General features: G+C 47.4%; 13 protein-coding genes. 2 read left to right on the top strand and 11 right to left on the bottom strand.

Annotation, left to right across the window (positions count from 1 at the left end; all coding sequences use genetic code 11):
• Positions 1–3: 3 nt before the first annotated feature.
• The 10 genes from KGF88_RS00580 to yajC form a co-directional block, all read right to left on the bottom strand.
• Positions 4–492 carry a phosphatidylglycerophosphatase A family protein gene (locus KGF88_RS00580; RefSeq protein WP_153826191.1) on the bottom strand — a complete coding sequence of 163 codons (489 nt, stop codon included), beginning with the start codon at positions 490–492 and terminating at the stop codon, positions 4–6.
• A 5-nt stretch (positions 493–497) separates the two neighbouring features.
• Positions 498–1,493: a thiamine-phosphate kinase gene (thiL, locus tag KGF88_RS00575; RefSeq protein ID WP_153826192.1), complete on the bottom strand. Its 996-nt coding sequence runs from the start codon at positions 1,491–1,493 to the stop codon at positions 498–500.
• 8 nt (positions 1,494–1,501) lie between these two features.
• Complete coding sequence (gene nusB, locus KGF88_RS00570; RefSeq protein WP_153826193.1) at positions 1,502–1,921, bottom strand: transcription antitermination factor NusB; 420 nt, start codon at positions 1,919–1,921, stop codon at positions 1,502–1,504.
• Positions 1,922–2,006: 85 nt separating this feature from the next.
• Positions 2,007–2,471 (bottom strand): 6,7-dimethyl-8-ribityllumazine synthase, encoded by a 465-nt coding sequence (gene ribH, locus KGF88_RS00565; RefSeq protein ID WP_110075815.1) that lies wholly within the window; start codon positions 2,469–2,471, stop codon positions 2,007–2,009.
• Between the two features lie 51 nt (positions 2,472–2,522).
• Positions 2,523–3,161, bottom strand: coding sequence for a 1-acyl-sn-glycerol-3-phosphate acyltransferase (locus KGF88_RS00560; protein ID WP_153826194.1), 639 nt, complete (start codon positions 3,159–3,161; stop codon positions 2,523–2,525).
• Positions 3,162–3,176: 15 nt separating this feature from the next.
• Positions 3,177–4,028, bottom strand: a complete 852-nt coding sequence (locus tag KGF88_RS00555; RefSeq protein WP_153826195.1) for a DUF3014 domain-containing protein — start codon at positions 4,026–4,028, stop codon at positions 3,177–3,179.
• 33 nt (positions 4,029–4,061) lie between these two features.
• Positions 4,062–4,844, bottom strand: a complete 783-nt coding sequence (yaaA, locus tag KGF88_RS00550) for a peroxide stress protein YaaA (RefSeq protein WP_153826196.1) — start codon at positions 4,842–4,844, stop codon at positions 4,062–4,064.
• A 55-nt stretch (positions 4,845–4,899) separates the two neighbouring features.
• Positions 4,900–5,847, bottom strand: a complete 948-nt coding sequence (gene secF, locus KGF88_RS00545; protein ID WP_110075819.1) for a protein translocase subunit SecF — start codon at positions 5,845–5,847, stop codon at positions 4,900–4,902.
• A 40-nt stretch (positions 5,848–5,887) separates the two neighbouring features.
• Positions 5,888–7,735: a protein translocase subunit SecD gene (secD, locus tag KGF88_RS00540; RefSeq protein WP_162014554.1), complete on the bottom strand. Its 1,848-nt coding sequence runs from the start codon at positions 7,733–7,735 to the stop codon at positions 5,888–5,890.
• A 20-nt stretch (positions 7,736–7,755) separates the two neighbouring features.
• Positions 7,756–8,091 carry a preprotein translocase subunit YajC gene (yajC, locus tag KGF88_RS00535; protein WP_153826197.1) on the bottom strand — a complete coding sequence of 112 codons (336 nt, stop codon included), beginning with the start codon at positions 8,089–8,091 and terminating at the stop codon, positions 7,756–7,758.
• A 197-nt stretch (positions 8,092–8,288) separates the two neighbouring features.
• On the opposite strand from yajC, the gene KGF88_RS00530 reads away from it, so the two are divergent.
• Positions 8,289–8,909, top strand: a complete 621-nt coding sequence (locus tag KGF88_RS00530) for a trimeric intracellular cation channel family protein (protein WP_162014556.1) — start codon at positions 8,289–8,291, stop codon at positions 8,907–8,909.
• Positions 8,910–8,911: 2 nt separating this feature from the next.
• A complete protein-coding gene (locus KGF88_RS00525) occupies positions 8,912–12,286 on the top strand; it encodes a hybrid sensor histidine kinase/response regulator (protein ID WP_153826199.1) in 3,375 nt (1,124 codons plus the stop codon).
• On the opposite strand, the gene KGF88_RS00520 is transcribed toward KGF88_RS00525, so the two are convergent.
• Entirely contained in the window at positions 12,283–12,972 is a 690-nt protein-coding gene (locus KGF88_RS00520) for a response regulator (RefSeq protein ID WP_228759471.1), read from the bottom strand. The two genes, KGF88_RS00525 and KGF88_RS00520, sit on opposite strands and share 4 nt — an antisense overlap.
• Between the last annotated feature and the right edge of the window lie 18 nt (positions 12,973–12,990).

Here is a 12,990-nt window from a genome sequence, read left to right as displayed (position 1 = left end):
CAGCTAAGTTACTAGCGCCCAGCCCAGATAACTTAAATGGATAACTGCGGCGCTAGCCAGTCCAGCCACTAAATCATCAGCCATAATGCCTAAACCGCCGTGCAGATGACGATCGCACCAGCCGATAACAGTAGGTTTGCGAATATCAAACCATCTAAAGAGCACGAACGCAGCCAATAGGTTATACCAAGTTGCGGGCAACGCATACATGGCAATCATGTACCCAGCAATTTCATCCCACACAATCGCTGGATGATCATGTTCACCCATCGCTTTTGCGGTAAACTGGCAGATATAAATCCCTAACCAAGCAGCCAGTAGCATCACCGCCAAATAGCCCCAGCTCGGCAAATACTGCATCGCCAATATTAACGGAATGGCTGCTAGTGTACCAAAGGTGCCAGGCGCCTTGGGCAGCAAACCGCTACCAAAGCCAAGCGCTAAGAAATGAACAGGATGTTTAAGTAATTGCCCAGAAACAGCGCGGCTCATGATGGTTACACACTAGGCTCTAAAGGGCTAGCGAAGTGCTCGTAGCCGGTATTTGTTTCAGGTAACTGCCAAGGTTCACCTTGCAAGGTCAGCTGCAATGCTTCAGCTTCGTTAGTGATTCGGCCAATGCAGACAGGTTTACTTGCAGTATGAGCCACTAAGGTATCAAACACACCACGTTGGCTTTCTGGCACAGTAAAACAAAGCTCATAATCGTCACCGCTGGTGAGCGCATAGGCTAAGGCTTGGTCTTGCGTCAGCGTTTCAGTGAGAGCTAACGACAGAGGGAGTTCATCCAAGCTGATTTTGGCACCCACGCGGGAGCCTTTGAGTATGTGCTTTAGATCCGCTAACAGGCCATCAGAGACATCAATGGCACTACTGGCTACGCCCCGCAGCGATTGCCCTAAGGCAACCCGTGGCGACGGAAAATACAAGCGTTCGGTAATCCGGCGATAATGTGCGTCGGAGACCTGCTGGCGGTGTTGTCGTGCAGCTAAGGCTAAGCCAGCATCGCCTAAAGTTCCGGTCACATACAACCAATCGCCGGGCTTGGCACCGGTTCGTTTGATGGCACTGCCTTGAGGTAACACCCCGTGAGCAGTGACTGTTACCGTTAATGGGCCTTGGGTGGTATCACCGCCGATTAACTGACAACCGTAGTATTCACAAATTTCGCGCAAGCCATGGGTAAAGCCTTGTAACCAATCTTGATCAATAGACGGTAAGGTTAGAGCAAGGCTGATCCAAGTAGGCTCAGCCCCCATAGCAGCTAAATCACTAAGATTCACCGCTACCACTTTATGACCAATAGCGCGCGCAGGAGTATCTTGGTCAAAGTGCACACCGGCCACCATGGTATCGGTAACTACCACCAATTGGTTGCCGGCATCGACAGTTACCACCGCCCCATCGTCACCAATGCCTAGCTCAACGTCATCTCGTTGCTCCATGCGTTGACTGAAATAGGTATCGATCAGATCAAACTCAGCAAAGGCCATAAAATATCTTATTTGCGAGCGGGGCGCAGGCTATCAATGGCTTTATCAAGCACACCATTAACAAAGCGATGACTATCATCAGCACCGAAGGACTTAGCTAATTCAATCGCTTCGTTAATAGCTACCTTGTAGGGCACATCCAAACGTTCACGCAATTCGTACGCAGCTAAACGTAAAACCGCACGTTCCACCTGATCTAAGTCTTTTAATGGACGATCTAAGAAGGGCTCAACGGCTTGATCTAAGCTGTTGGACTGACCGGCAACACCGCGCACCAATGCTAAAAAATAATCTACATCTATCTTGCTGGTGTCGTTATCCGTTAAAAATTGCGCCTCAATATCACTCATACTATTTTGTGATAACTGCCATGAGTAAATTGCCTGGATGGCAAGTTTTCTGGCTTTACGGCGTGCAGCTGGTTTCATTACTTTAACTCTCTGTGGGTTAACTGGTTACGTTAACTGAACCTTTAAATAGGAATAAATAGCCTGCGTGGGCTTATAGTAAAGCTTAAAGCTGGTCTAATACATTGACCATTTCAAGGGCGCTTAGTGCAGCCTCAGAGCCTTTATTACCAGCCTTGGTGCCACTACGCTCAATCGCTTGCTCAATGCTATCTGTGGTAATAATGCCAAAAGCTACCGGAATTTCATGCTCCAGCGCGACTCGCCCTAAACCGCTATTACTCTCACCGGCAACAAAATCAAAGTGTGGCGTACCACCGCGAATCACAGCACCAATCGCAATAACTGCATCAAAGTTGCCACTTTTAGCTAACTTTTTGACTGTTAAAGGAATTTCATAGGCACCGGGTACGCGAACGACAGTAATGTCATCGCTGCTTACTTGGCCGTAGTGTTTCAACGTGGTTAATGCGCCTTCTAATAGGCTATCAACAACAAAATGGTTAAACCGAGAAACCACAATACCGAATTTCTTACCCGGTGCGGCAATACCACCTTCAATGATTTTCATAGGGAGCTGTCCTTTACAAATTTTGGCGCGATAATAGCACAAAAATTAGTTTCAAGCATGTTGAGGATTCTTGCCAACGGCGTGAGCAAGTTTTGCTTTGACCTTAGCAAGTTCACTGTCGATATCTCCGGTCACCATATAGGCCGGAGTGATCTCAATCACTTTACGAGAAAAGTCTAGGGCCACAGGGATTACCGGTACTCGCGCTGCTTTGGCCATATGTAAAAAGCCTTTTTTCCATTCTGTGACTTTGGTGCGTGTTCCCTCTGGGGATAAAGCTAATATCAGATGCTCGCGTTGCTGAAACTGTTCGACCATTTCGCCAACCACCCCGTGCGCCGCTCGGCGATCGACAGGGATGCCCCCTAACCAGCGCAGCATGCCATTCACAGGAAATCGAAAAATAGTGTGTTTACCGAGGTAGCTTAAATTTAAACCCAACGCCAACATCCCAAATACCCCAATAAAAAAATCCCAGTTAGAGGTATGTGGGGCGACAGGAAAAATGCCTTTGCGCACTTGGGGTAAATCGCCAATCACTTGCCATCCCCCCAATAGGTGCAAACCGACACGCCCTACCCAACGGCTAAAACCATTACCACGCAACGGAAAATCCCCACGTATTGACGCAGGGATTGACGTTTGTTGCTCATCAGCCGAAGTTGGCTTAGTCACTGTCAGGTCGGTCATGCCAAGGCCTTTGCCTTAATCCTTCGCTAACAACGCCGTGCGTAAGCTCTCTAACTTGAGCTTAACCCGACGGATATTATCAGGCCCCATGCGCAGCATCTGTTTTTGTGCATCAGGCAGGGCCTCAAGCGTTGGGTCCGCATAACGGTACATCACAGAGTCATCATTCAATTCAATCACAGTGCCTACCGACGGAGTTGCGAGCAACGTATCAATCGCATCTAACAATACTTGTTGTGGGTATTGATCGGGGTAACCAATTTCATCCAACGCCTCTTGAATCAGTGGCTCATAGGTCTGCATCATATTCGTCAGTACCACACCGTCTAAACTTACAAACCAATCTACCAGAGTGTTGTAACGATCATAACTACGAGGGTCGATATACAATTTGCCATTCTGTTCTAGCACTTTGAACTGGGCTGTCGGGCCTTCAATCACTGCTTTATCACGAATCACTGCGCCATTACGCAAGTTATCAATAAACACCACAGCATCACGAATCAGTTGTGGTGATTTTAGTGGTGCTACATCAATACCCGCTTCTGACAATTCAGCAACTACCGGAGCTGTGCTGTCGGCCAAGGCTGGTAAAGGTGGTGCTGGCGGCGTTTCTGGCTCGGGCTCTAATTCTACCGTATCACTCGGCTCAGGAATGAGTTCTGGCTCCACTTCTGGCTCAACTGGGGTCATTACTTCCGGCTCAGTAACCACAGGTTGGGGTTGCACCGGTGGCGCAACCACGGTCTGCTGATCAGCATCGCGAACCAACCAAAAGACAACTACAAGCGCTACCACGAGCGCAATAATCAAACCGACAATAATTTTGCCTTTGTGATCTTGAGGTGGTTGGTTTGTGTCTGTCATTTACTTTCCCTATTTGGCTTTAACATGGTCAGGTTATAGTTGATCACGCTCGGCGCGGCAAAATACCAATTCGGTAGCGCTAGATTGATCGGCATTAAAACGGTAACCCGCCTCATTGAACTGCTTTAGCTCAGCAACTGATTGCGGACGCTTACTCACAATATATCGCGCCATCATACCGCGTGCTTTCTTCGCCCAAAAACTAATCACTTTATAGGTGCCGTTTTTCTCATCTTTAAATACTGGGGTAATCACCTGAGCGTGCAAGCGCTTAGGTTGAACACTACCAAAGTATTCTTGCGAAGCTAAGTTGATTAAGACGTCATCGCCTGCCGCCGCTAAATCTTCGTTGAGTTGGTCGGTAATTTCATCCCCCCAAAACTCATAAAGGCTTTTACCCCGGGCCGTGTCTAACTTGGTCCCCATCTCTAAACGATAGGGTTGCATTAAATCTAACGGCCGCAATACTCCATATAGACCAGACAAGATACGTAAATGTTCCTGAGCGTATGCAATTGCCTCAGCATCAAGTTTTTCTGCAGCTAAACCGGTGTATACATCGCCGTCAAACGCATAAATTGCTGGCCGTGCATTACTGCTGTTAAACGGCGTGTGCCACTCGGCAAAACGCGCAGCATTCAAGCCAGCTAATTTATCGCTAATTTTCATTAACTCACTCAGTTGCTGCGGTGACAGTGCTTGGCAACGATCCACCAACTCTTGCGCACGTTCAAGCATGCGTGGCTGACTGTGCTCAGTCGTTGGTAAGACGCTGTCATAATCTAGGTTTTTAGCGGGCGATAATACAACCAGCATAAGTAGCTCCTTAGCTTTCTGCTATCCGTTCAGCAACTAGGGTAAAGCCAATGCTCTAAGGCATTGGCTCGAGGTCTTCACCTTCTTTCTCGATTTCTGGTGGCATCAAATCTTCACGACTTACACCCAACGCTAATGCTAACGAGCTGGCAATGTAAATCGATGAATAAGTACCAACAACAACCCCAAACAGCAATGCTGTAGCAAAGCCATGAATCAGTTGTCCACCCATAAAGAACAAGGCTAACAGCACTAAAATGGTCGTTAACGAGGTCACCACAGTACGGCTCATGGTATCCGTTAAGGCACCATCAATGGTTTCTTCTGAAGTGCTATTACGGTATTTACGAAAGTTTTCCCTAATCCGGTCACAGACCACCACGGTGTCGTTAATGGAGTAACCGATAACCGCTAGCAATGCTGCCAATACCGTTAAATCAAATTCTAATCCAAGTACCGAAAATAATCCTAAGGTTAGGATCACATCGTGAGCCAATGCCCCGACAGCGCCCAAGGCTAAGCGCCACTCAAAGCGCAACGCAATATAGACAAGAATACAGAGTAGGGCCGCTAACATAGCTAAACCGCCCTGTTCGGTAAGCTCATCACCTACGTTTGGACCCACGAATTCAATTCGGCGCATATCTACCGAACCCGAGCTCTCGGCTTGCAATAAATTAAGTATTTGGCTACCTAATTCTTGAGCCTTTACACCTTCTTGCGGCTCAATCCGAATCAACACATCTTGCTGGGTGCCAAAGTTCTGGACCACAGCTCCGCCAAAACCATTGGCATCTAGTGTTTGTCGAATCGAAGACAAATCAGCAGGCTGGTCGTAACCTACTTCGATTACGGTACCACCGGTAAAATCCAATCCCCAGTTCAGCGAGTTGGTGCTGAGTGAAAAAATCGACGCTAGCAGCAGCAATCCGCTAAATAACCAGCTGAGTTTACGATACCGCATAAAGGGTATGGTTTTATGAGTTTTTATTAATTCATGCATTCGTGTGGCCTCCTATTGCCGACCTTGTTGCATCGACAATTTACACCGACAACTTATCAATTCGTTTGCCACCCCAGACTGCATTAATCACAGCACGGGTTCCTACAATCGCAGTAAACATCGAGGTAATAATCCCGATAGCTAGCGTAATCGCAAAGCCTTTAACTGGCCCTGTACCTACCGCGAATAAAATAATCGCGACAATCAAGGTGGTAATGTTAGCGTCTAGAATAGTCGAGAACGCACTATCGTAACCATGATGGATCGCTTGCTGCGGACTTCGTTTGTCTTTGATTTCTTCTCGAATTCGCTCGAAGATCAGCACGTTAGCATCTACCGCCATACCTACTGTCAAGACAATACCGGCCATACCTGGCAAGGTTAAGGTAGCGCCTGGGATCATCGACATAACCCCAATGATCAGCACCAAGTTTGCGGTCAGGGCTAAGTTTGCGACCATGCCGAATTTCTTGTAGTAGATCACCATAAACAACACCACCAAGAGGAAGCCCCAAACGATAGCTTGAGTACCTAAGGCAATGTTTTCTTTACCCAAACTTGGGCCCAAGGTGCGTTCTTCAACGATTTGAATAGGTGCAATCAACGCCCCTGCGCGTAATAACAAGGCTAGGTTTTGCGCTTCTTGTTGCGAACTAATACCGGTAATGCGGAAATTACTACCTAGACGCGCTTGAATGGTAGCAATGTTGATAACTTCTTCATACCGCTCAAGCTTAGCACGGCCGTTTTCATCGCGTTCGCCCGTAGCTTTAAACTCAATAAACAGCGTGGCCATTGGTTTACCAATGTTATCGCGGGTGGCTAATGACATCTTGTCACCCCCCGGGCCATCAAGCGAAATGCTCACTTGCGGACGCTGGTTCTCATCAAAGCCTGAGGTGGCATTAATAATATGATCACCGGTAAGGATAACGTCTTGTTTTAATAAGGCGTTACCACCGTTGCGGTTACTGAATAGCTCGCTACCAAAAGGTACACGACCCATTTCAGCATCACGGATGCTGTTTTCATCGTCAACAAACCGGAACTCTAGAGTGGCCGTAGCACCCAAGATTTCTTTGGCACGAGCAGTGTCTTGTACCCCGGGCAATTGCACCACAATCCGTTCAGCGCCTTGACGTTGTACCAGCGGTTCAGCTACCCCAAGTTCATTAACCCGGTTACGTAAAATCGTTACGTTTTGTGAAATCGCGTAATCTTGCGTTTCTTTCAATTTCGCTTCGGTCATCCGTAAGCGCAGCTCTTGCGTCGCTTCGTTATCAAGTACCGTATAGCCAGGGTAACGATTGTTGATAAAGCGTTCCGCTGCCGCATAATCATCGGCAGTACGTAAGGTAACGACGACATCATTACCATCACGCACTACACTGCTATAACGAATCCGCTCTTCGCGCAGCTCGCTCCGCACGGTATCACGTTGTTGATCTTGAATTTTGCGCATGGCCTCTTGCATGTCTACTTCCATCAAGAAGTGCACCCCACCACGCAAATCCAAACCTAACTTCATTGGCGAAGCTCCTAGGCTTTCTAGCCAATCAGGAGTCGCAGGCGCTAGGTTCAAGGCAACAATATAATCCGTGCCTAACGCTCTAAGTAGAGCATCACGAGCTTGTAACTGTTCTTGGTCTGAATTTAAGCGTACTAAAATCTGGCTATCTTCAAGCACCACCCCTTTGGGGCTAATAGCTTGTTCGGCTAGCGTCTCTTCGACTTCTTTTAGCGTGCTCATATCAACCGTGGCATTACGGCTTGCTGAAATTTGTACGGCATAATCTTCACCATACAAGTTTGGCAATGCGTACACTGCGGCTATCGCCAAAATGACAACAACCAGCAGGTTTTTCCAGAGCGGAAACTTATTTAACACGTTGTATCCTTAATCTCTGCTTACAGAGATTTCATCGTACCTTTTGGCAACACAGCTGTGACAGCAGATTTCTGTACGGTAACTTCCATACCTTCGGCAACATTAATCACCATAAAATCTTTGTCGTCAGAAATTTTACTGATACGGCCAACAAAACCACCATTCATCAGTACTTCATCACCTTTGCTGATGCTGCTAATTAGTTCTTTATGCTGTTTTACGCGTTTTGCTTGTGGGCGGTAGATCATGAAATAGAAGATTAAACCAAACATGACCAACATGAAGATAAGTTCCATGCCGCCACCTTGTGGAGCTGCGCCATCTTGTGCATAAGCAGTAGGAATCAAGAAATCCATAAAACCCTCTTTGTTTATAGTTGTAGTGAATCTGATTAGAGATGGGGCTAAATGTATAGCAAACAAGCCCTACTCGGCAATTTTTAACGAATGGCAGGCATTCTAACGAATTTCTGCTTAAATAGGGAGTAAATTGGCGTACACTCTATCGCTAAGATTCGTTCATTAATCAATTACTATGCGCTAAAGCAATGGATATCAACACATTATTCTACTGGGTAGACCACATGGGTATTGCTGTTTTCGCAGTATCTGGAACCTTATTGGCCTTTCGTAAAAACATGGATGGCTTTGGCGTTATTGTCTTGGCTGCCGTAACTGCTATCGGTGGCGGTACCACGCGCGATTTGATTTTAGATCTACCCGTGTTCTGGGTTTACGATACCTATTATCTCTACACGATTCTAACGGCCGCATTATTAACTATTCTGTGGTTACGTTTTCGTGATTACATTCATCAAAAGACCTTACTGATTGCGGATGCGGTGGGGTTGGCGTTTTTTACCGTGATGGGCGCACAAAAGGCCATGCAAGCCGGCTTTGATCCCTTAATATGCATCATTATGGGTACCGTAAGTGCGTGCTTTGGTGGCATGCTACGTGATGTCCTTGCCCGCGATGTCCCGATGCTTTTAAAAGGTGAACTTTATGCATTCACCTGTTTAGCCGGTGGTTCAATCTTTGTGCTGGTGGCTAATTATTCACAAAGCATTGCGATTGTGTTGGGCTTGCTCACCACTTTACTCTTACGCTTAGGCGCCATCCGCTGGCATTGGTCGTTGGTTGTGTTTCACGAGCACCATGATGGGCATCGCTAGCCATGCTTAGCACCAGCGTCGCTATCTTAATCGCCATTACCTATATTGCTGTGTTATATAGCATTGCCTACCGTGGCGAGCGTAAACCCCCCAACCAAATTAAACCTTATCGCTACGCTTTAGCGCAGGGCATCCACTGCACGACCTGGGCGTTTTACGGCACCATTACGCAGTCGGCTTATTTTGGTTGGGCCATGGCGCCAACCTACGTCGGTGCCATGCTGGTGTTCTTGTTTGCACACCGCCTTCAATTGCGTTTATTACATGCCTGTAAACAACAAAATTTAACCTCTATTGCCGATGTTATCAGTCATAGATACGGCAAGTCATCGTGGCTGGCAGTTACTGTTGCCAGCATCGCATTGATCGGAATTGTGCCCTATATTGCACTGCAATTACGTGCCGTTACTGGTAGCTTTGCCGCTGTAACAGGTCTGGCAGAACGGCCGATTCCATGGTTTGGCGATGTTGCCGCTTTAGTTGCATTGGCCATGATGATCTTTGCTATTTTATTTGGTACTCGGCGCATGAGCTTAGCTGAGCAACATTCGGGGCTCATGGATGCCGTGGCGTTTGAATCCGTGGTTAAGCTGTTAGCTTTTATGGGCGTGGGCGCCTACGTTAGCTATGTGATGTTTGATGGGGTTAGCGACATCGTCATGCAGGCAGCGCAAAGCCCCGCCATTCAACCTATTCTGCAAGGACAACCCGAAGGCGGCTTCGTTTACGTTACCCATGTGTTGTTGGGTGCGATCTCGATGTTTTGTTTACCCCGACAATTTCATGTCAGCTACATCGAAAATACCGACCCAGAAGAACTTCGCACCGCTCGCTGGGCTTTTCCGCTGTATTTATTCGCAATTAATCTTTTTATTCTACCGGTGGCTCTAGCGGGGCTTTTATTAGTGCCAGAAGCGAGTCGCAGTGATACCTTTATGATTAGCTTGTTATTACAAGCAGAACAACCTTTGATAACTATGGTAGCTTTTATTGGTGGCCTAGCCTCAGCAACCAGCATGGTGATTATTGCCACGTTGGCTCTGAGTATCATGATGTCTAACGATGTGGTGATGCCTTTGTGGCTGAAGGCTTCTCATCAACGCTTGCGTAACTTTAGCTTTACCCCAGCGCGGGTGTTACGTATTCGTCGCAGTACCATCATTGTGATTATTAGTTTAGCCTATGGATTTCATAAGCTCACCGAAGCTAATTTGCCCTTAGTTAACGCCGGTTTATTATCGCTCGCCTTACTGGCTCAATTAGCGCCAGCTTTATTAGGTGGGATGCTCTGGCAACGGGGCAACCGGATCGGTGCCGGCGCTGGTATTTTGGCAGGTACACTGGTTTGGGCTTTTGCCCTATTGCTACCCTCCATCCAAAGCCACCGTAGCCTGAGCGATAGCGATCTAAGTTATGGCGTATTTTTAAGTTTAGCCTGTAACTTGCTCCTCTACGTTGTGGCCTCGTGGCTTTTTAAAGCATCAACGATTGAGCACCAACAACGTCGTCAGTTTACCGACCCTACTGGCGGTCATCCTGAGTTATACCAACACCAACCCATTACTTGGGGTCGAATGCGGCAACTGTTGGCACGGTTTTTTGATGCCCTAGAACTGGAACGCTTGAGCGAGCGTTTACAACAAGATCTAAGCTTGGCTGCTGCTGATGAACTCGTCCCTGGCGCGTTATTAGCACGTATTGAACGTGAGCTATCGGCCGTTATTGGTAGCGCGGCTAGCCGCATTTTGTTAGATGCAGTAACACAACAACCGGGCGTTCCAATTGCGCAAGTAGTAACCTGGGCGACCCAAGCCTCACAGCTGTATAAATTCAATCGCGAACTATTGCAGGCCTCGGTAGAAAACATTCCGCAAGGGATCAGTGTTATCGATCAAGAATTGCGTCTCGTTGCCTGGAACCGACGTTATTTAGAAGTTTTTAAATACCCACCGGGGTTATTACAAGCAGGAATGCCAGTAGCTGATTTGTTGCGCTACAACGCCGAACGAGGCTTGATAAATGTTGCAGATGAACAAGCCATCGCTAACGAAGTAGAAAAACGCCTGAATTACTTGAGACAAGGAAGTGCCTATCGCTACCAGCGTGAACAGGGAGACCAAGTAATTGAATTACAGGGTGCGCCCATGCCCGGTGGTGGTTTTGTCACCACTTATACCGATATCACCGAACTCGTTGCTGCACAGCGCGCCCTGCAACAAGCCAACCAAGAATTAGAGCAGCGTGTCAACGAGCGTACTGCTGAGTTGTTACAAGCAAAGCAAGCTGAAGAGCGAGCTCACCAGAGTAAGACAAGGTTTTTTACGGCCGTAAGCCATGATCTGATGCAACCTTTTAATGCGGCCACCCTATTCGCCGATATGTTGTCGCAGCGGGTTCCAACTGAGCTGGCTCAGTTGGCTCAACAGCTACAGCAATCGTTGCGTAACGCAGAAGAATTACTCACCATGCTGTTAGAAATGACTCGCCTAGAAGCTGGTAACCTGCCGGTCAGCAAGCAGCGCGTAGTATTACACGATATCATTCAACCTCTGATTGATAATCAGCGGGTGATTGCTGCCGACAAACAATTAGAAGTTCGTTACGTACCAAGCTCTGCGGTAGTGGTAAGCGATCGTAAAATGCTGAGCCGAATTCTCCAAAATTTACTCTCAAACGCGGTTCGGTACACCGATCAGGGAAAGGTGTTAGTGGGTATTAAGCGCGCTGGGACACAGATCAATATTCAAGTAATTGATACTGGTCGTGGTATTCCTGTTGACCAACAGGCAGATATTTTTCGAGAGTTTCATCAAGGCAACCAAACCGGCGATAATCCAGGCATTGGCTTAGGTTTAGCGATTGTTGAGCGGATGTGTCGACTTTTGCAGATCCCGTTACAGTTATACTCGCGCGAGGGGCAAGGCACGTGTTTTAGCTTAGCTTTAGCATTAGAAAGTTGGCAGCCAGCTAACATTCATCCAGTCGCAACTCCGGCCTCGTTAAACGAACAATTTATACGCGGACGTAATATTTGGTTAGTTGATAACGAACCTCAAGTGTTAAGCGCGATGCAGCAATTACTCAGCAGTTGGGGGGCTACTGTCTTAGCGGCGAGTAAACGTAGTGAGCTACCACTTAACCAGACAGCACCCGACTTAGTTATTTTTGATTACCATTTAGACCAAGGCGATACCGGAATCGATATACTGGTGTGGTTACGAGGGCATTATCGAGATGCTAGCCTGCCGGCAATTATCAACTCCGCCGACCCAGATGACGTGTTACGTGAGCAAGTTTTCGCAGAACAGGCCTTTTTTATTAGTAAACCAACCAAGATTGCAGCTCTAAAACGCCTGATTAAGCGCCTGCTACCTTAATGATCCTGTTCATCGGGTGAATAAAGCATTTGTTTAAAGACGACCCCAGCCTGGGTGCGGTTAATCACATTCAGCTTACGCAAAATGGCTGACACATGCTGCTTTATCGTCGTTTCTTGCACATTCAGTTCATAAGCGATTTGCTTGTTCAACATGCCGTCTGCCAAACATTCTAGCACCCGGTATTGATGTGGAGTGAGCTGCTCGAGGCGCTGCGCAAAATCAGCACTGGCATCAGTTTCATCAGCACTCACAGCAGCTAATAAGTGTTCTGGTAACCAGGTTTCACCGGCAAGCACCACTTGCACAGCCTGCTGTAATTCAACTAAAGGTAAGGATTTGGGGATATAAGCGCTAGCACCATAATTCATCGCTTGGCGCATCACGGTAACCTGCTCGTTGGCTGAAACCACGACCACCAGCACTTCTGGATAACGATGTCGCAACGACACCAACCCCGTTAAACCACGGTTACCAGGCATGGTTAAATCGAGTAATACCAATTCAATTTGTGGGTTTTTTGCCAGTAACTCCAGTAGTTGCTGAAAATTTGCGGCTTCTAAAATAGGATCTGAGAGGGTATCACGCAGGGCTTGAGTTAACGCCGCACGAAACAAAGGGTGATCATCAGCAATAATTGCGCGAGCCATAGCTAAGTTATCAGTTACCAAAAGAGAATCACTCATGCTAGCGCGTCCTGCTAA

The sequence above is a fragment of the Idiomarina loihiensis genome (assembly GCF_024584785.1).
Taxonomy (GTDB): Bacteria; Pseudomonadota; Gammaproteobacteria; order Enterobacterales; family Alteromonadaceae; genus Pseudidiomarina; species Pseudidiomarina fusca.
This window is presented reverse-complemented; position numbering and strand designations above follow the sequence as displayed.

Bases quoted from the DNA above. Each gene is read 5' to 3' on its own strand.
- thiL (WP_153826192.1), bottom strand. From the start codon at position 1,493: ATGGCCTTTGCTGAGTTTGATCTGATCGATACCTATTTCAGTCAACGC.
- ribH (WP_110075815.1), bottom strand. From the start codon at position 2,471: ATGAAAATCATTGAAGGTGGTATTGCCGCACCGGGTAAGAAATTCGGT.
- KGF88_RS00525 (WP_153826199.1), top strand. From the start codon at position 8,912: ATGCTTAGCACCAGCGTCGCTATCTTAATCGCCATTACCTATATTGCT.
- yajC (WP_153826197.1), bottom strand. From the start codon at position 8,091: ATGGATTTCTTGATTCCTACTGCTTATGCACAAGATGGCGCAGCTCCA.
- KGF88_RS00560 (WP_153826194.1), bottom strand. From the start codon at position 3,161: ATGACCGACCTGACAGTGACTAAGCCAACTTCGGCTGATGAGCAACAA.
- yaaA (WP_153826196.1), bottom strand. From the start codon at position 4,844: ATGCTGGTTGTATTATCGCCCGCTAAAAACCTAGATTATGACAGCGTC.
- KGF88_RS00555 (WP_153826195.1), bottom strand. From the start codon at position 4,028: ATGACAGACACAAACCAACCACCTCAAGATCACAAAGGCAAAATTATT.
- secF (WP_110075819.1), bottom strand. From the start codon at position 5,847: ATGCATGAATTAATAAAAACTCATAAAACCATACCCTTTATGCGGTAT.
- KGF88_RS00520 (WP_228759471.1), bottom strand. From the start codon at position 12,972: ATGAGTGATTCTCTTTTGGTAACTGATAACTTAGCTATGGCTCGCGCA.
- KGF88_RS00580 (WP_153826191.1), bottom strand. From the start codon at position 492: ATGAGCCGCGCTGTTTCTGGGCAATTACTTAAACATCCTGTTCATTTC.
- nusB (WP_153826193.1), bottom strand. From the start codon at position 1,921: ATGAAACCAGCTGCACGCCGTAAAGCCAGAAAACTTGCCATCCAGGCA.